The sequence below is a fragment of the Paenibacillus aestuarii genome, from assembly GCF_027789125.1.
Classification (GTDB): domain Bacteria; phylum Bacillota; class Bacilli; order Paenibacillales; family NBRC-103111; genus Paenibacillus_E; species Paenibacillus_E aestuarii.
Genome location: NZ_JAQFVF010000092.1, coordinates 195268 through 218258 on the forward strand (window position 1 = coordinate 195268; position 22991 = coordinate 218258).

Consider the following 22991-nt stretch of genomic DNA (forward strand, 5'->3'; position numbering starts at 1 on the left):
TTCGCAGTGGATACAAGGGATAGAGGTAAGTCTTCAGCTGACCCTACCTCTTCCCTGCATAAGTAAATACGATGAAGCTTACTTCCCTACTTCAGAAATCATCGCACCCGGATATTTCGGGCCTTCAAATTTGTATATAAACACTTTCGCGTATGTATTATCCCCTTTGCCATCAAAGGACACTTTCGTAGCGACGCCTTGAAAATCTTTCGTAGCACGGACCGCATCACGAACCTGTTCGCGAGTCGGCGCCTTGCCGCCGTTAGCGCTGCTGGCCGTTTTGATGGCGTTCAGGATGATCGTCATGCAGTCATAAGCGTAAGCCGAATAGCCGTCTGGTGCCTTGCCGAACTTAGTTTTATACTGATCGGCCCATTTCTGGCCATCCGGCGTTTTAGTAATATCCGTAGAAATCGACGCATACAGGGCATCTTTCACTTTATCCCCGGCAACATCCACTAACCCTTGCGAGTCCCAACCATCCGCTCCCATAAAAGGAACTATAATCCCCTTATCGCGAGCTTGCTTAATGAGAAGTCCGCCTTCAGCGTATAAGCCGCCAAAGAATACGAAATCTGGTTTCTTGCTAAGGGCAATGTTGAGCACGCCATTGAAATCTTTCTCGCCGACAGTAATGCCTTCGTAGCCGACAATATTGGCACCCTGTTTGGCTGCAGCCTCTTTAAATGCATCGGCAAGCCCTTGGCCGTAAGCTGTTTTATCTTGGATGACAAAAATATTTTTGGCCTTCACTGTATGTACGGCATAATCAGCAGCCGCAGGACCCTGGAAGTCGTCCCTGGCCACAATGCGGTTCACGGCCTTTAGATTCCGGTCTGTTACCTCTGTAGCGGTATTGGAAGGGGAAACCATAACGATATTATTTTTCTCATAGACGACGGAAGAAGGAATTGCAACTCCGGAGTTCATATGGCCGACAATGCCAAGAATTGCAGGATCCGCACTAATAATTTCGGCGTTCGCTACGCCCTTCTTAGGATCCGCTTGGTCGTCATAGGGGACAAGCTGCAGGTCGAATCCCAGCTTTTCAAATTCCACCTTGCGGTCATCCAACGACATCTGTGCACCGAGCTTGATCGCTTCTCCTTGAACAGCACTGCCGCCTGACAGCGGGGACTGAGTGGCAATCTTGATGACAGTCTTGGCGCTTGCACTCGGCTTAGCCGACTCTGGAGCTGAACTTGCAGTTGTACTTATGCTCGTGCTTGTACTTGTACTCGTTCCGTTTCCGCAGCCCGCCAACATACTTAAGGCAAGCACAGATGCTGAGATACATAGAGCTGTCTTCTTCAAAATCATAGAACAACCTCCCCAGTTCATTTGGTACGCAAAAATACCGACTTCGCAGCATTCAGAACTTCGGTGTCAAAGCGAAATTCATGCAAAACTACTCCATCGGTATCTCAGATGACATGTACCTTACACATTTATCTTAAATAACTCAGTAAACCATGTCAATATATATAACATAATTTTTGTTTTTATTGATCGACCTTTGTTTTGAGTTATATAATATTACATAAACATAACTCAAGTTGCTGGCTGAGCACATAACTTTTGAAGTGCCAGCACGAGGTGTGCTCAGACAGCACATTTCCGCGCGCGGCACGTGCACGCAGCGAAAAAAGCCAGCTCCGCCAAGCTGGCTTTTACAATGTGTCTGACGCCTAAGCCCAGTTCCCTTTGCGGAACAGCGGCTCCACGTCACCATTGGCTAAGATGCCGTCTATGTCCATGTCAGCCGATCCCATCATAAAATCTACATGAGTCAAGCTGTCATTCAGCCCGCTAGCCTGCAATTCTTCCTGGCTCATGGCATTTCCGCCCTGCAAGCAAAAAGGAAATGCACGGCCTATGGCAAAGTGACAAGACGCATTTTCATCAAACAATGTATTGTAGAAAATTAGATTCGTATCGGAAATCGGCGAACGATGAGGCACGAGCGCAACTTCCCCAAAATAGTGCGAGCCTTCATCCATCTCAACAAGACTTTTCAGCACCTCGTACCCTTTTTCCGCCGTATAGTCGACGATTTTTCCATCTTTCAACGTAAGCTTGAAGTTCTCAATCAAGTTGCCGTTGTAGCTAAGCGGCTTCGTGCTGGTGACGGTGCCGTTCACCCCTGTTTTTAACGGGGATGTGAACACTTCCTCGGTCGGCAAATTCGCGATAAACGAGGCGCCTTGCGCATTTTGCATGCTGGCGGCAACCCACACATGTTCCGGCGGAAGCTGGACCGTAATATCCGTGCCGGCCGATCGGTAATGAAGCGCGCTGTATTTGCGCTCGTTCAAATGCTTTGCCTTCGCCTCCAGCGTGCTGGAATGCTCTTTCCAGGCCTGCACCGGATCCTCTTGTTCGACGCGTGTTGCCTGGAAGATCGCGTTCCATAAAGCTTGAACCCGCTCCGCTTCCGGCAGCGTGGGGAACACTTTATCCGCCCATGCTGGAGACGGAACAGTGACGATGGACCAGCTTACTTGATTTTTTAAGCGAGCACTGGTCAAATTCCGCAAAGCGGCGTTGTTGGTTTTGCTCGATTGCTGGATGCGGCTCGGTTCAATTCCGTTTAGCAAATCGGGGTTATTCGCCACCACATATAAAAAAGCTGCATGTTCCTTGGCCAGCTCCTCGTAACCTTTGGCCCGCCACATCGGATATTCCAGAAAGGTCTCAAACGGCGCCAGTTCAAACTTCAAGCGTGTGACTTCATCGTCGGACCACTCGACGTAAACTTCTTTCGCGCCGATTTCATAGGCCCGCTTGACCACGCAGCGCACGAATTGCGCCGCAATCAGCGGGGCAAAAATGACCAGCTTTTGCCCAGCCTGCACGTTCACGCCGATTTCTACAGCAAGTGCAGCATATCGCTTTAATTGTTCTTGAAACGTGTTCACGTTCTTCCCCCCATACATCATGATCATTGTTGCTAATCTTATCCATCATTACTATGCCCCGCCTCGTTCCGCATATGCCGCAGGGTGGATTAAATATCCGGGGCTTTTGAATGTCTTAAGCGGCGTAGCGAACGCTACGATTACACCGCTGATGACCATCAGCAAGCCGCCTGCGGCGATGAGGGCTCCGATCGAAAACAACCCTGTCAACAAGCTGATGAACATTGTCGCTACCGGCACACAGACCAAGCCAAGCGCGCTGATCACACTGAAAACGAGAGCATGCTTGTCGGCAGTAACGGAAGTTTGAATGATGACTAATTCAGGAATGTTAATAGCCGTTACACTCATACCGAATACAAAAGCGCAAATGATTAAGCTCCACACGGATGGATAACACCCTGCAAAGACCAATGCCATACCGGCAAGGATACCTGACACAATGAAAAGCGCGCCTTGGCGCACAATGGACATGCGGGCCAACAGCAGCCCGACCACAAACGCGCCTATCATGCCTGCCGCACGAACAAGTGTCAGCGTTAGCGCATTCCCGTCCGATTGCGTGTACACCAGGTACGATAGAAGACTATCCCAAGGGACGATGCCAGCATTGAGAAAAATACAAAATATCGTAATGCCGAAGATCACTCGATGTTGGCAAACGAGGCTGAATCCTTCACGGATTTGCTGCCAGTATGATTTAGCCGGACCGCCATGATCCGGAGTTTGCGGCACATCGTTGCACGGACTCCCGCCCAGCTGAGGCTGCCGAATACCGAGCACGATAACGCCGGAGCAAAGGAAGATCCCGGCGGTTACCGTGAGTGCGGCAGCCGGCGAGGCAAGTGTAAGGATCGCTCCGGATAGCGTGAGTGCGGCCAGCCGCATTATTTGCCCGGAGGACTCCAGCAAGGCGTTGCCTTTTTGCAGATGCGCTTTCGCCACAATGCTGGGCAGTAAAGCTGTCGCAGCGGGATTGTAGACGGAACCGCAAGCAGATTGGACGAAGGCCGCACCGTAAAACACCCAGAGCGGAATCGTTCCCATGTACAAACTCAGCGCGGGTATAACAAGTACGACAAGCGCCCTGACCCCGTCGGAGGCGAACATCCAGTACTTCAAGTTACCGCCTTTTATGAGCGGGCTGACGAGAAAGCCGAGAAAAACAACCGGAATCAAATTCGCTGCATACAATAGCAAACTATTCGATGCGTCTCCCCCGAGCTTGAACATGAGCCATGGCATCGCCATGCTGGCGAAATTATCGCCGAATAGCTTCACTGCTTTGGATATGAATAGAAGAACATAATTCCGCTCCCAGATGCTTTCCTCTTTTGCACACAAGCTGCTTCGCGTCTCCATTCCTCTTTGGTTACCCTTGCGAAGCCGTTAACGGACGAACCATATGCACTTGTTCCACCCATGTGGTAAAGCCCAATTGTTCGAGAATCGCGATTAAAGGTGCATTCGATTTGCGCAAATTCATCGTCATTCGTTTACATGGCGCTTCCAGCGGGTAAAAAACTTCCAACAAAGCGGCGCGGAGAATTGCCTCTTCATCCGTCCGCCCAGGCAGGACCTCGCACTGGTAAAGGGTAATTGCGGACAACCGGCCCTCGGCATCCAGTGTTCTTTTATAAAGCGCATACCCCACGACTTCGCCTGAGCTGTACACCAGCAAGCTTTCCCCATCCCGAATGCCTGACCAATGAGTCTGCCATGCGGAGGTGTGGCGGTAAAACGGCAGCGTCTGCAAAGCGTTCGGCAGCCCTTTTTTATACGTATAAATGCCTTCAGAAGCTTGCAGATTGTCGGAGGCGAGGGGCTCCGTCTTTTGAAGAATCGCCAGTTGATCGATGATTTCGTAGCCTACGCTTTTATACAGTCTGATAGCCGGCTCATTCTGGCTTAGCGCTTCCAGCATTGCAAGCTCTACGCCCAGCTCACGGTACAGCTCCAAATTTCGCTCCATGACCAGCTTGCCCATTCCTTTTCCCCGGTACGCCGGCACGATCCCCGTCCCGCCGTTCCACGCCACTTTTTTTCCATCGATCGTGCGCAAACCGTTCGCGACAATGCCGATCGGCACCCCGTCTGCATAAGCGGCAAAAGAATCCTCCAATGAAATATGCTCATTAACGGTCCTGGTCAGGAAACTGCTTACGGTCAGCTGGTTGGTTACAAAATAATGCTCAAATCCTTGATTCCATAATGTAACACAGTCCTCAATCGAAAGCTCGCTTAATTTGCGGTATGTGAGCATCGATGTGCCTCCTTTGGCGTTATAAAATTATATAATAAAATGACTGGTCAGTTTCTTTTATTATTATGACATATCCAAATTATTCCTTCAACCCAAATTTGTAAGCGGGAGAAGAGGGCTGCGTGCCCGAGGGAACCATCTCTAGCGGGTGCTGCGCTCTCCGAGCCCGCGAAACAGCATTAGCGCGCGACTAGCACCGAGCGCGTAAGCTCAACCGGCCGATCCACTTCACGGCCAAAACAACAAATAGCGGAAGCCACCACGCTTCCGCTATCTCTCAACAAGCGCAGGCGCCCCCCTGCGCTCACACCGCCGGACCGCAGCACGCCGCCCCGGTCCTATCTCACTTATGAAGGATGTCATCCTTCAACGTAGCTACATGCGCGATAACGCTGTCGATATCCCCTTGGCCAACCCCGAAATGCGCTAGTGCAGCGCTGAGGTGCTTAGCAATCGCAGCAAAATGCACGTCCTGCAAATTCATGCCCGTATGTGCTTTGGCCATCGATAAGCCCGAATATTGATTCGGTCCCCCTAAGGCAAAGCTAATGAATTTCGTCTGGTGCTTTCGCTGTTTGTTCATGTCCGTGTTTTTGAAAAAACCGTTCACCGTCTCATCCGCCAAAACCAGTTCATAAAAATAGTCGACCACTTTGCCAATGGCTTCTTCTCCGCCAAGTTTTTGATACAAGGACTCCGTTGATTGCACCTCTTCGCCATCTCCTTCTGATTATCGAACACTTGGTTTATATTTTCCGCTACAATCGGAAACTATTCCCACCGGGGGCACTCTCTAAGCGCAAAAAAGCACCCGCCAACTTCAGTCAGCGAATGCTCTCAACTTTTCAATATTCATCTACTTTACTTGCTGCTTTACTTCTTGCCTTCCGTTCTCCGGGCAAACCAAGTTGCTAATATGGAACCCGACAAATTATGCCATACGCTAAACAATGCGCTCGGCACAGCCGCCAGCGGGCTGAAATGAGCTGCAGCGAGAGCCGCTCCCAAGCCCGAGTTCTGCATGCCGGTTTCCAGCGTAACTGCCTTGCGCTTGCTCAAATCCATGCCAAACATCTTCGCGAAGAAGTAGCCTAACAGGTAGCCAAGCACATTGTGCAAAATAACGGCAACGAAGATGAGCAGTCCGTTCGTCATAATTTTCGGCTGATTCAAGCCTACGACGATCGCTACGATCAATACGATCGCCATCGTGGATACGAGCGGAAGTGCTTTGACGCTTGCTTCGGCTTGCTTGCGGAACAAGGCTTTGACAATGATACCGAGGATGATCGGTACAATCACCACTTGCACAATGTCCATAAAAAGAGATTTTGTATTAATATCCATCCATTTGCCAGCCAATAGCGAAATTAATGCAGGCGTCGCAAACGGTGCAATGACAGTAGAGACGGAAGCAATGGATACGCCGAGGGCCACATCGCCCTTAGCGAGGAACGTCATTACATTGGAGGCGGTACCGCTGGGGCAGCAGCCGACCAGAATGACACCGACGGCAATTTCCGGCGGAAGCTTCAAAACGATAGCCAATACATATGCAATGGTTGGCATGATGAGATAATGGCCAATAACACCGATGGCCACATCTTTGGGGCGACGGAACACTTCCCGGAAGTCGGCTGTCGACAAGGTGAGCCCCATCCCGAACATCACGATCCCGAGCAGCGGGGATATCGCATTTTTATAGCTGGTGAACAAGCTTGGTGCGAAAAATCCCAGACATGCGAACAAAATGACCCAAAGTGAAAACGTTTTTCCTACAAAATTGCTGACTTTCTCAACTGCATTCATGATGTCCTCTCTCCTCTATCTATCTCTCTAAAAGATTTAGCTCATTTTACTACGAGTTTTCCCCCTTGGCAATGAAATCCTACAAAGTTGATCTGAATACCATTCAACAGGATTAGACGCAAATTACCGGAGTGCCCGCGAAATACCTACAATCCGACAACGGGTTTCGAGCAACATTTTGGATACATTCTGGTAATCTATGAAAAAAGATTCAAAGGAGGAAGACACATGACGAAAGAGATGGAATATTATATCCTCGTGTGCGTCATTATCACCATTATGTTTAGTCTTTGTGTAGATGTGCTGGCACGAAACTATCGGAAAGGTCACTCCGCTCCTCTAACTTCGAATCTGCATGAGCTTTCTCTTGATCCCTCTGATTCCGCCGATGCCGATGTTTCCGTCAAGCAATTGGCGCACGCCGCGCACGTCGAACCGATTGAGGCCGTTTACCCGATGTACATTGATTGCAGCCGCCGCACAGCTTAATACAAGCGATCCTGGGAGCCGCGTAAGCAGCGAAGGGATCGCTTTTTTCATTGTCCTGCCAAATCTGGGGATGCCGCCCGCTCCTTCTGTCGCTTTTGCAGCAGCTTCCCTGTCACGATCACGGCTGCGGCAAGCAGAAGCGGAAGTGCATAGTGGAAGACTGGATGAGCCGACTCCATTCGGAATGCGATCACATGGTCACTCATGATCATTTCTCCCGATGTATAGCCGAGCAAGGCAACGCCAAGCAGGACGATGACGGGGTAACGGTTCATCAGTGCCATCAGCAGCTTACTGCCCCAAATAATCAATGGGATGCTTATCGCCAGCCCCAAGGCAATGAGCAACAAATTCCCGCCAGCCGCACCGGCGACCGCCAGTACGTTGTCCAAGCTCATGATCAGATCAGCGAAAAGAATCGTTTTGACCGCCGCCCCCAGATGCTGGCTGGAAGGGAGATGCGCCTCCTGGTCGTCATTTATCATTAATTTCACAGCAATATACAGCAGCAGCAGCCCGCCCAGCACTTGAACGTAAGGAATCTTCAGCATCCACACCGCCACAAAAGTCAAAATAACCCGCAATAATATCGCGCCAAAGCTGCCGAAAAAAATGGCTTTTTTCTGCTGCCCGGCAGGCAGATTGCGGCAAGCAAGCGCAATGACGACGGCGTTATCGCCGCTTAGGACGATGTTGACCAGTATGATTTTTAGCAGCCCCACCAATAACATTTCCAGTTCCATACCTCTTCGTTAACCCCTTCCATTCCTCTTACCACCCATTAAATTTCTCATCTTTATCCTCGATGTATCGTGCAGAGCCTTGTCCGCTAGTGTGAGACAAACAAAACCTTTGCTGCAAAAACGACTGCAGTCACCGTCACACTGCTGAGCAATGTGGTCAGCAGCACCGCTTGAGCCGCATATTCCGGATGATTGCCGTACTCCAGAGCAAAAGCGGCGCTGTTCCTGAAGGTCGGAAAGGAGCTGGCAATAACCAGCGCCTGCGCCGTCGTGCCGTCCAGCTTAAGCAGCCAAATGAACGATAAAGCAATGACCGGTGAGACGACAAGTCTGCCCAAAATGCTGAAGATCAGCGCTGCGCTCAGCCGCTTGAACTGCAAGTATGCAGACTGCGCTCCCAGCGTAACGAGCGCGATCGCCAGGAAAGCATTCGCTACGTTTTGCAGCGGATTCCAAATAAAAGCGGGAATCGGCACGGCGAATCCATGCATGATCATGCCAAGGACGAACGCATAGATCATCGGATTTTTGACCAACTCTTTGAGCAGCTGCAGCCCCTGGCTTTGCGCCGATACCGCATTCATCAGCCCGTACGTATTCGTCAGCAAGTTTTGGTAAATCGAAACAACCACTTGTACCGACAAGCCCAGCGGGTTGCCTTGAAAGACGAGCTGGCTGACCGGCAGCCCAAAGTTGCCCGAATTGCTGAGGACCACGCTGTTGGAGAAGGTCGAAGTCAGCCCTTTATCGAATTGCGCCACCTTGGCGGTTACTTTGCTGAGCACAATCAAAACAAAGCTTTGCAGCACGAGAAAGCCGATAATCCGGATCAGCAAGCCGGCATCGAATTTGCTTTCATAGATATTCGTAAAACTTACAGCCGGCAGCAGGAAAAAAGCATTGAGCTTGGACAGCGTGTTCATCTCAAAGTGGAAAACACGATGCAGCAGCACCCCGGCGCCGATGAGCAAAAAGACAGGAACAATGACATTCAGCACAATCAACAAAAGGACATTCATGGCGGATTCCTCCATTAACGAAACCCCTGCTTAGCCTAGCAGCCTGAAGATCAGGACAACCAGGCTAACAGGGGTTGGCGTCAGCTTTTAACCTTCCTCGTTCACCAATACGTTCCTGCCTCTCAGCTTCAGAATCAACGGAATCGTGATCCATAACAGCCCGATTATAAGGAAGACGAGGGAGACCGGCTTTTGCAGAAAAATCATGAAATCGCCATTGGAAATCGTAAGCGCCCGGCGCATGTTGTTTTCCATCATAGGACCGAGAATGAGCCCCAGCACAAGCGGAGCCAGCGGATAGTCGTTCTTGGCCAAGAAGTAACCGACGATTCCGCAGCCCATGATGAGCAGCAAATCAAATGTCGAATATTGCACCGCATACACGCCAAATACGGAAAAGACGATAATGAGCGGGATTAAATATTTGGTCGGTGTTTCGATCACTTTGGCAAATACTTTGACCAGCGGCATATTCAGAATCAGCAGCATCAAGTTGCCGACGAACATACTTGCGATGACGCCCCAGGCCAATTGCGGGTGATCCTGGAACAGTAAGGGACCTGGCTGCACGTTATACATGATGAATGCACCCATCAAAATTGCCGTTGTACCCGAAGACGGAATGCCAAGTGTCAGCAGCGGAATCATCGCACCGCCGGAAGCGGCATTGTTGGCGGATTCCGGCGAAGCGACGCCTTCGATGGCGCCTTTCCCGAACTTATCCGGGTTTTTGCTGATCTTCTTTTCCACGATGTAGGCGAAAAAGGAGGCCAGAATCGCCCCGGCGCCAGGCAATAAGCCGATGAAGAAGCCGAGCACGGAACCGCGGGCAATCGGCAGCGCGCTATCTTTCAAATCTTTTCGCGTCGGCATAATCCGGTTGATTTTCGCCAATTCGCCGTCGTTGCCTTCGCGCTGCAAAATCGTTTTGAACACTTCCCCGACGGCAAAAGTACCTACGGCCACAGTTAAAAACTCCAGGCCCTGATATAATTCAGGAACGCCGAACGTAAAGCGTTCCACGCCGGATACGCTGTCGATGCCGATGGTCGCCAGCAGCAGACCGAACGCGGTCATCATGAGTGCCTTGACCATCGATTTGCCGGCCAGACCGCTGATGGCGAGCAAGCCCAGCACCATGAGCGAGAAATATTCGGCCGGACCGAATTTGATCGCTACGTCCGATAATGGGCGCGCCAGGAAGATCAAGCCGATCAGAGAGATAATGCCGGCGGCGAAGGAGCCGATGGCCGAAATCGCCAGCGCTGCGCCGGCTCGGCCTTGCTTGGCCATCTGATAGCCATCAAGCGTCGTCACGACGGACGACGATTCGCCCGGCGTATTGAGCAGAATCGACGTTGTCGAGCCGCCGTACATCGCGCCGTAATAGACCCCGGCCAACAAAATGATCGAGCTGGTAGCCGCTTCTTCCGCGCTGAGGCCGGACGTCATCGTCGCCGTGATTGGAATCAGCAGAGCAACGCCGCTCATCGGTCCGATGCCCGGCAACACGCCGACGACCGTGCCAATCAGCACGCCGATGAATACGAACACAACGTTGTGCCACTGCATCGCAGTGCCTAGTCCGTGCAATACATAGTCAACTGTACTCATGTTAAGCTCCCCCTAACCAAGCTGGGAATCCAGGAAGCGAACCATCCAGCACGTGTACATATAAGTAATAAACGCCGTAAGAGAAGCATGCGGCGATAATCAAGGACACCCATAGGCGGCCCTTCTGCATCGTTTGGAACCCGATCATAAGGAACAGGAACGTCGAAATAACGAACCCAATATCCTCCAAAAAATATGCATATAAGACAGCGGCAGCAAAAATAATGCCGAATCTTTTGTAGTCTAAATGTTCTTTGTGTTTCTCCGCCCGCTGCTGCTTGCGGAACGTTTCATAGATCAAACGTACACTCATTAACGATAAGAACGAGCCTAGAATTAATGGAAAAATATTAGCACCTACATGACTTCCGTATGCGCTGGTCGAAATCCCTAAGGAACCGAACACAAACGCAAGGCCAACGGCGAAAAACGCGATCCCTGCATACCGGTCAAACGTCGTATTCATCTTTGTACCTCCTACCCTTAAGGGCGAGGGAGAAGAGGCGCTCTTCTCCCTATTCTTCAGGTGTTATTTCTGCATGCCCAGCGCGGTCAGCATATCTTTCACTTGTGTTTCTTGCTGAGTTAAGTACGTTTTGAAATCTTCGGATTTCTTATAGTCGGTTTCCCAGCTGTTCGCTTGCATTTCTTTTTTCCATGCATCGGACTCTACCATTTTTTTCAGCGCGTCTTCCCAGTAGCTCTTCGCTTCCGGACTCATGTTCTTCGGTCCGAAAATCCCCCGCCAGATCAAGAATTCGGCATCAACGCCCTGCTCTTTCATCGTCGGCACATCTTTCAAGTTACCGCCAAGGCGGGCTGGAGCCGCAACCGCGAGGATGCGGATTTTTCCAGCCTTCACGTACTGATCCAGAGATGATGCGTCTGTGCCCAATACGTCCGCATTGCCGCCGAGCAGTGCCGTTACCGCTTCGCCGCCGCCATCATAGGAGACGTATTTCACTTTCTTCGGGTCAATGCCATATTTGAATGCCGGCAAAATGGAGACCAAGTGGTCCATCGAGCCTGGCGCCGATCCGCCGGCAACCGTCAATTTGGTCGGGTCTTTCTTCATATCTTCAAGCAAAGATTTCAAATCTTTATACTTGGAATTTGCCGCAACGGCCACAGCGCCGTAATCTTTCGTCAATTGCACCAGCGGTGTCGTGTCATTGAAGCCGTATGGCGTGTTGCCTTCTTTTTTCAAATGGTTGATCAGGATGGGCGGCGAGCTGACGAAAAGCTTGTAATTGTCCTTCACATCTTTGGTCGCGTATTCAGCCATGAACACCGTCCCGCCGCCGCCCGGTTTGTTTTCCACGGTGATCGGCTTATCGACCGCTTTGGTGTCGGAGAGCACTTTCGCGATCGTGCGTGCAGTCATATCCCAACCGCCGCCTGCGCCGGACGGAGCGATGATGCTAAGCGCCTTCTCCGGATACCCCGATTTCGCTGGCGCTGCCGGAGCTGCCGTTGCTTTGCCTTGATCCGCTGGCGCACTGGTTGCAGCCGGTTTTGCCGCGTTGCTGCCGCACGCTGCGAGACTGACGGCTAGCAGACTGATCGCGCTAACTTTCCATGAAGCTGCCAATAATTGTTTTATCAATTGAAACCCCTCCAATTGTATATGTGATGTATCCGCTTTCTTTGAAGCGTTTTCAGAATACCATCTCGCCCTATCGTCCGAGAAGTTTAACAGAATTAATTGTAAAAACTTCGTTATGCCCATTTTGTTCATATTGTTCACGGCAGGGAAAGGCCGCTAACGGTAAAATGAGAACGCTTTTATGATACAATACAATCAAAAACAGGAGGACATTCATCAATGAAGCTGCAGACCAAATTAATCCTCATTATTTGTTCGCTCCTGTTTATCGTGATTGTCAGTCTCGGCGGCATCTTCTATTACATCATGACCACAACGCTCGAAGAACAAATCGGAACCCGCGCTTTGAAAGTTGCTGAAACCGTTGCCAACATACCTGAGGTTAGTCATGCTTTTCAAACATCAGACCCTTCCGCCATCATCCAGCCAATCGCCGAACACATTCGTGATAAAATTGATGCCGAATATATCGTTGTCGGCAACCGTGACGGCATCCGCTACTCGCATCCGCTGCCGGAGCGGATCGGCAAAGAGATGGTCGGCGGCGATAACGGTCCTGTGCTCGAAGGGCAATCGATCATTTCCAAGGCCATCGGCTCGCTCGGGCCGTCTTTGCGCGGCAAAGCGCCGATCCGGGACGATCTGGGCCAGGTCATCGGGATTGTCTCCGTCGGCTTCCTGACGGAGGACATCGACACGATCACCGACGTTTATCAATCGCGGATTGAATGGATATCAATGATCGTGCTCGGCATTGGCCTGATCGGCGCGATCCTGATCGCCCGTAACGTGCGCAGCTCCATCCACGGGCTGGAGCCCAAAGAAATCGGCGCCTTATACACAGAGAAGCAGGCGATCCTGCAATCGATTCGCGAAGGCATCATCGCGGTGAACCAGGACGGCGTCATCACGATGGCGAACCGCTATGCGCTTCAGCTGCTGCAGCTGCCGGAGCGCGCGAAGATCACGGGCAAGCACATTGAAGATGTGATCCCGAATACGCGGCTTTATGAGGTTGTCCGCACAGGCGAAGCCGAATTCGACCATGAAATGCTGATCGGCGGCCACGAAGTCATCGTCAACCGTGTGCCGATCGTTAACCGCAAGCGCGGCGTCACAGGTGCCGTCTCCAGCTTTCGCAGCAAATCCGAGCTGTACCGGCTCGCAGAAGAGCTGTCGCAGGTCAAGCGGTTTGCCGAGGCGCTGCGCGCGCAGACGCACGAATTTTCCAATAAACTCTACGTCATCTCCGGGCTGATTCAGCTGGAATCGTATCAGGAAGCGGTCGAAATGATCTCCAGGGAATCGGATGTGCATCAGAATTGGGTGCAATTCATCATGCACGAAATCCCCGATCCGGTGATCGGGGGGCTGCTGATCGGCAAATTCAACCGCGCGCAGGAGCTCAAATTAACGTTCGAGCTTGATCATGAGAGCACTTTTGCCGATATCCCGGCGGAAATTGACCGCAATCTGCTCGTTACCATCATCGGCAATCTGATCGACAATGCGATGGAAGCCGTTCTGGCGGGCGGTGAACAGACAGTGCCGTATGTCAAGCTATTTTTAACCGATCTCGGTGAGGACTTGATTATTGAATGCGAAGATCGCGGCGTCGGCATCCCCGATGATGTAGGCAGCACCGTGTTTGAGAAAGGCTTCTCCACCAAAGCCGGCGAACATCGCGGCATCGGCCTCTCTTTAGTTCAGCATGCTGTTGGCAAGCTGGAAGGATATATGACGTTCCAAAAAAATCCAGCCGGAGGCACGATCTTCACGGTCGCCCTGCCTAAGCAACCGTTTTTATAGAAAGGAGTTGACTCGATGGAACTGAATCACCTGCTGCAATCAACCATTGAAGTCCTGATCATTGAGGATGATGTGAAGATTGCGGAAATCAACCGCAGGTTCATCGAAAAAGTAGACGGCTTCCATGTCGTCGGTATCGCCACCGACGATGTCCAGGCCAAGGAACAGCTGGATATCCTGCGGCCGAATCTCGTCCTGCTGGATATTTATTTTCCAAATGGCAGCGGACTGGACATGCTATCCTACATTCGTCAGCACTACCGTGACACTGACGTTATTATGATCACCGCGGCTAAAGAAGCCGAAGCCATCCGGGACGCCGTCCGCAGCGGGGCTTTCGACTATATTATGAAGCCGCTGGTATTTAATCGGCTGCAGGAAACATTGCAGCGCTACCTTGATTTTCATCGCGAATTGAATCGCCTGAACACGAGCGGCTCGATTAATCAAAGCGATGTCGACCGCTTATGGTCAGGCACAGGCAAGAAAGATGCGCGTGCTGAGAACATTTTCCTCCCCAAAGGCATCGATAAGCTAACGTTGGAAAAAATCGTGCAGGCGATCTCCGCCGCGGATGCGGGCATGACCGCCGAACAGATCGCCAAAGAAATCGGCGTCAGCCGTTCGACAGGACGCCGCTATTTGGAGCATCTGGTCAGCGCCGGCGAAGTGTACGCCGATCTGTCCTACGGCGTCGTTGGCCGGCCCGAACGGGTTTATCGGAAGAAAGGTCTGTGAGGAGGAGACCCGACGCTCAATTCCGCCTCGGTCAAGTGGGCAACGCTCCAGCTGCTTCTCGTTCAGCAATTTCGAACTACCGCGATTTCCGCACAGTAGTGTCACGTAAAATTCCCAGCGGCCTCCGCCGCCGGACGCTACAAAAAAGCCGCCCGCTCCATTGGAGGGACGGCTTTTGCTTTATTTTTTCAAGTGGTAAGGCACGGTCGTAATGATCAGGTTCCGCCGATAGAGCAAATGGGCTCGAATCAGTAGACTGGATTGGTTGTGCAGGATGTTGTGCCAGCCCTTCTTCGGGATGAATTGCGGAATAATGACGGTTACCTGGTAGTTCGATTCGCTGGCCTTGCGCTGCACAGTGTCAATGAATTTGGTCAGCGGGTTAATGATGCTGCGGTAAGGCGAATGCAGCGTCACCAAGCGCACATCAGGCTGCCACTTATTCCATTTTTCCTCGAAAACAACCTCATCTTCTCTTTCAAACGGCACGTAGACGGCGATGATTTGGTGAGGCGATAACGATTTCGCATAGTTCAGTGAGTTCTCGACGACATGCGTGATACCCGCTACAGGGAGAATGATCACGTTCCCCTCAATCGGCTTGACCGGTTCGCACGTTGCGAGCCGCAGCTGGTCCCCGACGGCATCGTAGTGTTTGCGGATGCGATGGAACAGGATGATGATTAACGGCAGGAATATCAATACCGCCCAAACCTGTGTAAACTTCGTCAAAAAGAACATCATGGTGACGATGAAACTGATCAGCGCGCCCGTCGTGTTTATGATCAGCTTGAGCAGCCAGCCAGTTGGCTTTTCGCGAATCCATTTGAGCATCATCCCCGTCTGGGAGAGAGTAAATGGAATAAATACACCAACGGCGTAAAGTGGAATTAAATGCTCTGTCTTCCCTTTAAAGGCGAAGATGAGAATGATGGACAGCAAGCCAAGAAAAATAATCCCGTTGGAATACCCTAACCGGTCGCCGCGGATGGTGAACATTCTTGGGATAAATTTGTCTTTCGCCAAGTTAACGGCCAGCAATGGAAAAGCGGAATAACCTGTGTTGGCGGCCAGCACCAGGATAAGCGCTGTCGTTCCTTGGATGAAATAATACATGAAGCTTCGTCCGAACGTTTGTTCTGCGATCTGCGAAACCACCGTCACTTCATCTTTCGGGGCAATCCCGTAATAGTACGCTAACCATACGATCCCTGAAAATAAGATGGCAAGCAGTGTACCCATCGCGATCAAGGTTTTGGTCGCATTTTTCGGGGCCGGATCCTTAAAGTTAGGAATCGCATTCGAGATCGCCTCAACCCCTGTCAGTGCCGAACTGCCCGAGGCAAATGCGCGCAGGAGCAGGAACAAGCTGATGCCCGCGACTGGCGTACCGATCGGACTATGCAGCGTCGGCGAGACTTGCCCGGTAGCGATGTGATAAAGACCTACGCCAATGAGAATAAAGAGGGCGAGAACGAATAAATAAACCGGATAGGCAAGGACGGTAGCGGACTCGGTAACCCCTCTTAAGTTCAGAATCGTGATGCAAAGGACGAAAAAGACAGCAATCCCGACCGTATGCGCATGCAAGCTGGGAAAAGCGGACGTAATGGCATCCGTCCCCGCCGACACACTCACGGCCACCGTGAGGATGTAGTCGACTAATAACGATCCGCCAGCCACCAATCCGGGGTACATGCCCAGGTTTTCTTTGGAGACAACATAAGCGCCTCCGCCATGCGGATAAGCATAGATGATCTGTCTATAGGATAAAATTAGTGCTGTCAATAAAATCAAAACGCCGACGCCAATTGGAATCGAATACCAGAAAGCTGTTGCACTGATCGTCACCAGGACAAGCAGGATCTGCTCCGGGCCGTATGCCACCGAGGACAAAGCATCGGATGACAGGATGGCTAGTGCCTTCGTTTTGTTGATCTTTTGCTCCCCTAATTCCGTCGATTTCAACGGTCTTCCGATTAAAAACCGTTTTAATTCGGATATCATCGTAGCATTCGCTCCCTTTGTTGGAGATAGCCGCTTATCCTTATGCTTATGTGGTTAGAATCCCAATTTTCAAGCCGGATTATCCATGTCCACCAAGGAGCAAGCTCGTCGCTATCCTAAATTTGGCAATAGAAAACCACAGAGGCAGGAGCCCCTGTGGTCATTGGTTACAAGATCACAGATTCATCATCCTCTCTCCATCTACGCTTACGAGGTTAGCTGCCGGATTCGGATGGTTAGAGTCACCCTACTGCAGAGAAAATCTCTGCAGATTCACCCCATGTCGATGACCGTCCTGCTGCGAATCAGCCGGATATCACCCACGTTGGTTCCCCCGTTTTTCTTCGAGAAAATTCAGCGATATTGAATATGAATCAAATATGTTATATTTTCCATTTGAATACTACGCTATATTCCTTCTTCTGTAAAATAGCAAAACAAGTCGAAAGCCATCTTTCACCGTCATTAAACTTATAAAAAAGCGCTTTCATAGTCTAGGTTCTTATATTAACTAGCGCTATCTTGCTTTTGCTTTGTTTTTGCGATCATATGTTCTATAATAAGGACGGAAACTAGGCAGAAGGAGTCAACATCGATGAAAAAATGGTTATGGAGCCTTATCGCTATCATCCTGATTACAGCGACTTCCTATTGGGCCCAATCGGACATTACCGAGAAACCGGCAAGCGTGGGACAAAAAGATGCGATCACCCTCGTTTTCCCCAAAGACCGCTATCCGGAAACAGGTGCCCACATCCAGTCAGCCATCGAGCACGGCCAGTCTGCGGTCTGTACGATCGATCGGGCTGCCGCCGAGCACCATCGCGATTTATCGCTGAAAGGCGTGCCCACGAAGAAAGGGTATGACCGTGATGAATGGCCGATGGCGATGTGTGCGGAGGGCGGATCCGGCGCAGACATTCGCTATGTCACACCTACGGACAACCGCGGCGCGGGCTCTTGGATTTCGAACCAGCTCGATAAGTACCCCGACGGAACGAAAGTACAATTTATTGTGAAATAGAAAAAGCAGCCGTTCAGGCTGCTTTTTTCATGCCGCTATTGCTTACGCGGACTTTTTCTTGTTTTTCACGTTTTGATTAAGAAAATGAATAAGTGCTTCATAAAAATCGCGTACGTTTTCCAGTTTCTGATACCCATGCCCTTCATTCTGCTTCACCATGTACGGAACGTCGATATCACGCTTGCGCATCGCGGCTACCATCTGATCTGACTCCGCCTTATTCACCCTCGGGTCATTCACGCCGTGAGCGATCATAAGCGGGGAGCGGATGTTCTCGACGTGCAGGAGCGGTGATGCTTGTTCGAGGAGTTTCTTATCTTGGACAGGATCGCCAACCTGCTGATACATCTGCTGACGTCCAAGCTCCCAGTAAGGCGGCAGCGTATGGAGAAACGTCAGAAGATTGGATGGACCGACGTAATCCACGCCGGCTGCGTATAGATCTGGCGTGAATGTCATCCCCGCCAATGTGGCATATCCGCCATAGGAAGCGCCGTAGATGGCAATCCGCTCAGGGTCTGCGGTGCCGCGCTGGATAAGCCATTTGACGCCGTCGGTGATGTCGTTCTGCATCGTTTGGCCCCACTGCTTGTCTCCGGCATGCAGGAACGCTTTACCATACCCTGTCGAACCGCGGTAATTCAGCTGCAGCACGGCATAGCCTTGAGCGGCGAGCAGTTGAACCTCCATATTATAGCCCCATGAATCACGGGCCCATGGACCTCCATGCGGATTCACGACTACGGGCAGTTTGTTCGCCGGGTCACCTTTGGGCAGTGTCAAGTAGCCGTGAATCGTCAGACCGTCCCTGCTTTGAAAAGAAATCGGCTGCATGTCCGCCATTTTCGTCTCATCGAATGCAGGCGTCGTGTCTGCTAACTTGTCAAGTTTATCCGACTTGCGGTCATAAAGATAATAACTTCCATACGATTTGTCACTGTACTTAACGACGAGCAAACTGTCCTTATCCGGCGATCCAATCAGACTCCAGTGAGGCGTCTGCAGCTTGCTTTCAATCCGTTTGGACAAATCTTCGAATTCCTTATCCAGGTAATGAACATGCATGTCATCCGTCTCATAAGATACGGCCAATATGGACTTCTTCTTATACGACACAACGATATCATTGAGATCGGCCTCGTCATTGGCGTAGACGACTTTCGTCTCCTGCTTGCTGACAGGGTCAAATTCGACTAAAGCTTCCTTATCGCGTCCGACATTCGAAACGGCATAAATCTGTGCATCATTAAACGTAAACATGACAGGAATAAACGTGTCGTTCGCGTCAAATGTGGCAAGTCGGCTGAAAGCTTTATTATCGTCCTCACGATAAAGCAGGCTGGTTTGAGCGCCGTCTACCGCTAGCGCAGCGCGAACTTTGCCCCAATTATCCGTGATCCAGCCTTCAACATTGCCCGGATTCTGCACCTGCATATTCGTATCGCCGTTGCTTAGTTTCACCCGGTATACATCGGATACTTTCGGGTCCCGTTTATTCATCGTCACCAAAAGCTCCAGGTCGCTTTCTTTCTCCGCAGGCAGCACATCAAGCAGACTCGCTTTCACATTCGAATATGGCGTTAAATCGATATCACCGGAACCGTCGGTATGAACGGCGTGAATATGCGTATTTTCCGTGCCGCCCGAATCCTGTGTATAGACGATGATATTATTCGTAATCCAATAGAGGCCGTGAATGTTTTCCACTTTGGAGCTTGTGATCCGCTTGCTCTCAGTCTCGCCAACCTTTTGGATATAAAGGTTCATGCGATTTTCCCACGGCTGCAAGTAAACCATCGTTTTGCCGTCTGGCGACAGCCGCAGCATAGCCTTCTCCGGTAGCTTCAATATATCATCTACGGAAACGGAACTTTGCGTCAATTCTTCCTTTTGCTTGATAACCCGATACAAAAATAAGACAAGCTGTGCCCGGGTCACCTGATCTTTGGGCATGAACTCCATCTGTTCGGTTACAAAATGCTGCTTCAGCTTGATCACATCGTCATGATGAGCTTGGCCAATGGCCGCCTCATCCTTGAGCCAGGCTTGGATGCCGTTATCTTGAAGCTGAAACGCTCGGACAAGCAAACTTGCCATCTGTTCACGTGTCAGGAAGGCGTCCGGCTCGTACAAGCCCTGATTTCCTTGCACAACGTTCTGCTCCTGTAATGCGTTCACTGCTTCGGCATAAGGGCTTGTCGCTGCCACATCGCTGAATGCATTCAGCGCCTTTGGCTTTTTCAGCTTCATCGCCTTGCTAAGCCACAATGCGGCATCGCCGCGTGTCACTGTGTCATCCGGATGAAAATCACCATCCGCTTCCGCCGTTACAATCCCTCGCTGCTTCAACAGCGTAATTTCTTCGCTTGCATAGTAATTCCCTGGCACATCCGGATAGATGTCAGATGTCCCATTCGCCTGAGCACCGGCAGGGAGCGATGCCATCCCAATCAAAACCGCAGCCAAGCCTGTAAAAATCCCTTTGCTCAAAAGCTTCATACTTTTCCCCCTGTAAACTAGTTGTATCCAATATTCACAACACATTCCATTATATAGAAAAGATTCACTTTTTTATAGACTAATAGAGATGTTCTTTTTGATAGAATATATGGGAAAAAGGCCGCTCCGCATCATCCGAGATGACACGAGGCAGCCTCTTAAAGCTTCGATTCGGCTATTTGGTTTGATTTTGCTTCATCACATTGTTGACCAAATTTTGTGTTGCGTCTTCCGTATACTCCGCTGAATTCTCGATGGCATGCTGCACATAATTCGTAGCGGATTGAACTCCGTTATGGAACATATTCGACTTATTCGCTTCCACGTTTTGCAAAATTCGTGAGCGTTCAGACACGTTGATCCCCTCCAAAGGTCAGCTTCCAGCTTAGTTTAATCGTCCGGGATCTTTGTTCACTTCAAAATTCGTTGTGTCACTATAACTCTCACCCATCGCTTGATAATTGGACGGAATTTCGGTATCTGTTTGCTCCGTTTCAGTCGTATTTGCCAAAGCCCAACTCTCAGGTCGACCGAGTTTCTGGTGCAATTCCTTCTGATTCATATGGATTCTCCCTCTCTTCGCAGCCCATTGTACTTGTCAGAAGTTATGATGCGCATTTTGCCTGAAAACATCCCAAGTAACTACGATTGAGGGCAGCGCAGCTTCCAATATGTTCTCTATTAAATTGCTTGTTAAGAGGGGATTTTAAGTGTTGTATCACTATTTCTAGTGAGGAGGGGTTCTTTCCAGTATGAAAAAAACCGTCGTATTAGCGATTGCTTTAACGGCTGCATCTTTAAGTGCCGGTGCCGTAGACGTTCAGGCTAGCAGAGCTGTCCCAGAGAATGCATCTTCTGGCGTTAACGCGATGTCCGCGACGCCAATGACGAATGCGACTACGTATGGGAATACGAATGTGAGTACGAATACGTATGGGAATACCAGTGAGTACGGGAGCACTACGTATGGCAATGCAGGTGTGAACAGGAATTACCAGCGCACCGCTTATGGCAGCAGTACTGTGTACGGTGTGCCTGGCACGTATAAGAATACGGATTCGTATGCAAATGCAAATAACAACACGAGCAGCGGACGGTATAACGCCTATACAGCACCTGGCAGCGTGGTCCGTGACGTAGACGGCATTTACAGCACCAATTCTTACCGGCCTTATTCGACGACTACGACAAATACGAGCTCATCGAACTGGGGCTGGCTTGGTTTGCTCGGGCTGCTGGGCTTTGCCGGGATGCGAAGCAGAAACCGTGACAGAGACAGGGAGTATAGCGAGTAAAATAACTAGATCACACGATTTAACGTGTGATCTTTTTTATTGCCGCGGCAATCGCTAGAGACGCAGCAAGGGCGGCGCGGTTCTTGCCAGTGGCGGTTGGAGATTCGCCTTTAGAGCCGCTCCCGCACAACACAAAAAAGCCGCCTCCCGTCATCCCCGATGACATTAGAGGCAGCCTCTTTTACTTATTTTTACGCTTGCTTGGATGCTTCAATTTCAATAGACACTTTCACTTCGTCCCCGATCAGAACACCGCCAGTTTCGAGTGCGGCATTGTATGTCAGGCCGAAATCACTGCGCTTAATGCTGCCTTGCGCGCTGAATCCTACTTTTTCATTGCCCCAAGGATCTTTGCCTGCGCCTTCAAAAACAACGCTGAACGTTTCCGGACGCGTAACGCCGCGAATTGTCAGGTTACCGGTCAAATCGTACTCGCCTTCGCCGGTTTTTACAAATTCGGTCGATTGGAAGGTCATCTTCGGATGGCTCTCGATACTGAAGAAATCGGCTGTACGCAAGTGGTTGTCGCGGTCACTGTTGCGGGTATCGATGCTGCTTAGATCGACGCTGAAGTGAACATTCGCTGTCGTTAAATCAGCAGGATCGGCTTCAATATTCCCTTCAAAAGTATGAAAGGTCCCTTTCACTTTCGCAATCATCATATGCCGAATCGAGAAATCCACACTGCTGTGAGAAGCATCTAATGTCCACTTTGCATTTGCCATGATTACTTCCTCTCATAAACTAATAATAAATAAGTTACTAAATGAATTTTATTCCATATATAGCCATTTGTCAATTGAAATATTTTTAAAGAAACTCATTTTCAACTTCCCTTTTAGAAGGATAATTTTATATGTCAAGGAATACTGTAGAGACAGCACATGTGTGAAAGGAGTTGTAGTTATGGAAGCAGATGAGTTGGAAGTAGTGGCAAATGACACGATCGTTGCGAACGGTTTGGACATTGAGGAGGATGAGGAGGAGTACGATCATCACGAATCTTTTAAGCGGGGAATCCGCAAAGCAGAGCGATAACTTAACGGGGTTAATTAATGAAAATTTCAATTAAAGAATTCTTTTTTTTTGAAAATTTATTTTAATCCTTCGACAAATAGTAACAATATCCTGACGTTCCATGATTTATAATAGCTATTG

Annotated in this window: 22 protein-coding genes and 1 riboswitch; of the genes, 6 read left to right on the forward strand and 16 right to left on the reverse strand. The window is 50.2% G+C overall.

The features are described from left to right. Positions 1-78 precede the first annotated feature (78 nt). From O9139_RS32820 to O9139_RS32845, 6 genes are all read right to left on the reverse strand, one after another. A complete protein-coding gene (locus O9139_RS32820) occupies positions 79-1320 on the reverse strand; it encodes a branched-chain amino acid ABC transporter substrate-binding protein (protein WP_270885951.1) in 1242 nt (413 codons plus the stop codon). A 368-nt stretch (positions 1321-1688) separates the two neighbouring features. Next, entirely contained in the window at positions 1689-2918 is a 1230-nt protein-coding gene (locus tag O9139_RS32825; protein WP_270885952.1) for an aminopeptidase, read from the reverse strand. A 51-nt stretch (positions 2919-2969) separates the two neighbouring features. Continuing rightward, the gene (locus O9139_RS32830; protein ID WP_270885953.1) at positions 2970-4262 is read right to left on the reverse strand and encodes an MFS transporter; all 1293 of its coding nucleotides are present in this window, start codon (positions 4260-4262) and stop codon (positions 2970-2972) included. A 28-nt stretch (positions 4263-4290) separates the two neighbouring features. Then, a complete protein-coding gene (locus O9139_RS32835; protein WP_270885954.1) occupies positions 4291-5181 on the reverse strand; it encodes a GNAT family N-acetyltransferase in 891 nt (296 codons plus the stop codon). A gap of 343 nt (positions 5182-5524) precedes the next feature. Next, positions 5525-5890 (reverse strand): group I truncated hemoglobin, encoded by a 366-nt coding sequence (locus O9139_RS32840; RefSeq protein ID WP_270885955.1) that lies wholly within the window; start codon positions 5888-5890, stop codon positions 5525-5527. A 164-nt stretch (positions 5891-6054) separates the two neighbouring features. Beyond that, positions 6055-6990: a bile acid:sodium symporter family protein gene (locus O9139_RS32845; protein WP_270885956.1), complete on the reverse strand. Its 936-nt coding sequence runs from the start codon at positions 6988-6990 to the stop codon at positions 6055-6057. A 228-nt stretch (positions 6991-7218) separates the two neighbouring features. On the opposite strand from O9139_RS32845, the gene O9139_RS32850 reads away from it, so the two are divergent. Next, positions 7219-7479, forward strand: coding sequence for a hypothetical protein (locus tag O9139_RS32850; RefSeq protein ID WP_270885957.1), 261 nt, complete (start codon positions 7219-7221; stop codon positions 7477-7479). A gap of 47 nt (positions 7480-7526) precedes the next feature. On the opposite strand, the gene O9139_RS32855 is transcribed toward O9139_RS32850, so the two are convergent. From O9139_RS32855 to O9139_RS32875, 5 genes are all read right to left on the reverse strand, one after another. After that, positions 7527-8222: a TerC family protein gene (locus O9139_RS32855; RefSeq protein WP_270885958.1), complete on the reverse strand. Its 696-nt coding sequence runs from the start codon at positions 8220-8222 to the stop codon at positions 7527-7529. A gap of 86 nt (positions 8223-8308) precedes the next feature. After that, the gene (locus tag O9139_RS32860; RefSeq protein ID WP_270885959.1) at positions 8309-9241 is read right to left on the reverse strand and encodes an AEC family transporter; all 933 of its coding nucleotides are present in this window, start codon (positions 9239-9241) and stop codon (positions 8309-8311) included. A gap of 87 nt (positions 9242-9328) precedes the next feature. Beyond that, positions 9329-10855 (reverse strand): tripartite tricarboxylate transporter permease, encoded by a 1527-nt coding sequence (locus tag O9139_RS32865; protein WP_270885960.1) that lies wholly within the window; start codon positions 10853-10855, stop codon positions 9329-9331. A 1-nt stretch (position 10856) separates the two neighbouring features. Further along, complete coding sequence (locus tag O9139_RS32870) at positions 10857-11321, reverse strand: tripartite tricarboxylate transporter TctB family protein (protein ID WP_270885961.1); 465 nt, start codon at positions 11319-11321, stop codon at positions 10857-10859. Positions 11322-11384: 63 nt separating this feature from the next. Further along, positions 11385-12461, reverse strand: a complete 1077-nt coding sequence (locus tag O9139_RS32875) for a tripartite tricarboxylate transporter substrate binding protein (RefSeq protein WP_270885962.1) — start codon at positions 12459-12461, stop codon at positions 11385-11387. Between the two features lie 219 nt (positions 12462-12680). Here O9139_RS32875 and O9139_RS32880 point away from each other — a divergent pair, with 219 nt between their 5' ends. Both O9139_RS32880 and O9139_RS32885 read left to right on the forward strand, forming a co-directional pair. Beyond that, a complete protein-coding gene (locus tag O9139_RS32880) occupies positions 12681-14270 on the forward strand; it encodes an ATP-binding protein (RefSeq protein WP_270885963.1) in 1590 nt (529 codons plus the stop codon). 21 nt (positions 14271-14291) lie between these two features. Continuing rightward, a complete protein-coding gene (locus tag O9139_RS32885; protein WP_377524281.1) occupies positions 14292-15008 on the forward strand; it encodes a response regulator in 717 nt (238 codons plus the stop codon). Between the two features lie 180 nt (positions 15009-15188). Here the strand turns inward: O9139_RS32885 and O9139_RS32890 are convergent, their stop codons facing one another. Continuing rightward, positions 15189-17015 carry an APC family permease gene (locus O9139_RS32890; RefSeq protein WP_270885965.1) on the reverse strand — a complete coding sequence of 609 codons (1827 nt, stop codon included), beginning with the start codon at positions 17013-17015 and terminating at the stop codon, positions 15189-15191. A gap of 189 nt (positions 17016-17204) precedes the next feature. Beyond that, positions 17205-17385, reverse strand: a riboswitch (cyclic di-AMP (ydaO/yuaA leader). 225 nt (positions 17386-17610) lie between these two features. On the opposite strand from O9139_RS32890, the gene O9139_RS32895 reads away from it, so the two are divergent. After that, complete coding sequence (locus tag O9139_RS32895; protein ID WP_270885966.1) at positions 17611-18039, forward strand: NucA/NucB deoxyribonuclease domain-containing protein; 429 nt, start codon at positions 17611-17613, stop codon at positions 18037-18039. Between the two features lie 42 nt (positions 18040-18081). On the opposite strand, the gene O9139_RS32900 is transcribed toward O9139_RS32895, so the two are convergent. The 3 genes from O9139_RS32900 to O9139_RS32910 all read right to left on the reverse strand — a co-directional run bounded on the left by O9139_RS32900 (position 18082) and on the right by O9139_RS32910 (position 21100). Next, on the reverse strand, positions 18082-20538 hold the full coding sequence (locus tag O9139_RS32900; RefSeq protein ID WP_270885967.1) for a S9 family peptidase: 2457 nt from the start codon (positions 20536-20538) through the stop codon (positions 18082-18084). A 175-nt stretch (positions 20539-20713) separates the two neighbouring features. After that, the gene (locus O9139_RS32905; RefSeq protein ID WP_270885968.1) at positions 20714-20893 is read right to left on the reverse strand and encodes a hypothetical protein; all 180 of its coding nucleotides are present in this window, start codon (positions 20891-20893) and stop codon (positions 20714-20716) included. 30 nt (positions 20894-20923) lie between these two features. After that, a complete protein-coding gene (locus tag O9139_RS32910) occupies positions 20924-21100 on the reverse strand; it encodes a hypothetical protein (RefSeq protein WP_270885969.1) in 177 nt (58 codons plus the stop codon). Positions 21101-21290: 190 nt separating this feature from the next. Between O9139_RS32910 and O9139_RS32915 the strand changes: the two genes are divergently transcribed. After that, positions 21291-21833 (forward strand): WGxxGxxG-CTERM domain-containing protein, encoded by a 543-nt coding sequence (locus O9139_RS32915; protein WP_270885970.1) that lies wholly within the window; start codon positions 21291-21293, stop codon positions 21831-21833. Positions 21834-22024: 191 nt separating this feature from the next. On the opposite strand, the gene O9139_RS32920 is transcribed toward O9139_RS32915, so the two are convergent. After that, positions 22025-22558 carry a YceI family protein gene (locus O9139_RS32920; protein ID WP_270885971.1) on the reverse strand — a complete coding sequence of 178 codons (534 nt, stop codon included), beginning with the start codon at positions 22556-22558 and terminating at the stop codon, positions 22025-22027. Positions 22559-22739: 181 nt separating this feature from the next. Here O9139_RS32920 and O9139_RS32925 point away from each other — a divergent pair, with 181 nt between their 5' ends. After that, entirely contained in the window at positions 22740-22871 is a 132-nt protein-coding gene (locus O9139_RS32925) for a hypothetical protein (RefSeq protein WP_270885972.1), read from the forward strand. The last annotated feature ends 120 nt before the right edge of the window (positions 22872-22991 follow it).

Excerpts from the sequence above, each read along its gene's own strand:
- O9139_RS32820 (WP_270885951.1), bottom strand. The coding sequence starts at position 1,320 with ATGATTTTGAAGAAGACAGCTCTATGTATCTCAGCATCTGTGCTTGCC.
- O9139_RS32835 (WP_270885954.1), bottom strand. The coding sequence starts at position 5,181 with ATGCTCACATACCGCAAATTAAGCGAGCTTTCGATTGAGGACTGTGTT.
- O9139_RS32845 (WP_270885956.1), bottom strand. The coding sequence starts at position 6,990 with ATGAATGCAGTTGAGAAAGTCAGCAATTTTGTAGGAAAAACGTTTTCA.
- O9139_RS32850 (WP_270885957.1), top strand. The coding sequence starts at position 7,219 with ATGACGAAAGAGATGGAATATTATATCCTCGTGTGCGTCATTATCACC.
- O9139_RS32855 (WP_270885958.1), bottom strand. The coding sequence starts at position 8,222 with ATGGAACTGGAAATGTTATTGGTGGGGCTGCTAAAAATCATACTGGTC.
- O9139_RS32860 (WP_270885959.1), bottom strand. The coding sequence starts at position 9,241 with ATGAATGTCCTTTTGTTGATTGTGCTGAATGTCATTGTTCCTGTCTTT.
- O9139_RS32865 (WP_270885960.1), bottom strand. The coding sequence starts at position 10,855 with ATGAGTACAGTTGACTATGTATTGCACGGACTAGGCACTGCGATGCAG.
- O9139_RS32870 (WP_270885961.1), bottom strand. The coding sequence starts at position 11,321 with ATGAATACGACGTTTGACCGGTATGCAGGGATCGCGTTTTTCGCCGTT.
- O9139_RS32880 (WP_270885963.1), top strand. The coding sequence starts at position 12,681 with ATGAAGCTGCAGACCAAATTAATCCTCATTATTTGTTCGCTCCTGTTT.
- O9139_RS32890 (WP_270885965.1), bottom strand. The coding sequence starts at position 17,015 with ATGATATCCGAATTAAAACGGTTTTTAATCGGAAGACCGTTGAAATCG.
- O9139_RS32895 (WP_270885966.1), top strand. The coding sequence starts at position 17,611 with ATGAAAAAATGGTTATGGAGCCTTATCGCTATCATCCTGATTACAGCG.
- O9139_RS32900 (WP_270885967.1), bottom strand. The coding sequence starts at position 20,538 with ATGAAGCTTTTGAGCAAAGGGATTTTTACAGGCTTGGCTGCGGTTTTG.
- O9139_RS32910 (WP_270885969.1), bottom strand. The coding sequence starts at position 21,100 with ATGAATCAGAAGGAATTGCACCAGAAACTCGGTCGACCTGAGAGTTGG.
- O9139_RS32915 (WP_270885970.1), top strand. The coding sequence starts at position 21,291 with ATGAAAAAAACCGTCGTATTAGCGATTGCTTTAACGGCTGCATCTTTA.
- O9139_RS32920 (WP_270885971.1), bottom strand. The coding sequence starts at position 22,558 with ATGGCAAATGCAAAGTGGACATTAGATGCTTCTCACAGCAGTGTGGAT.
- O9139_RS32925 (WP_270885972.1), top strand. The coding sequence starts at position 22,740 with ATGGAAGCAGATGAGTTGGAAGTAGTGGCAAATGACACGATCGTTGCG.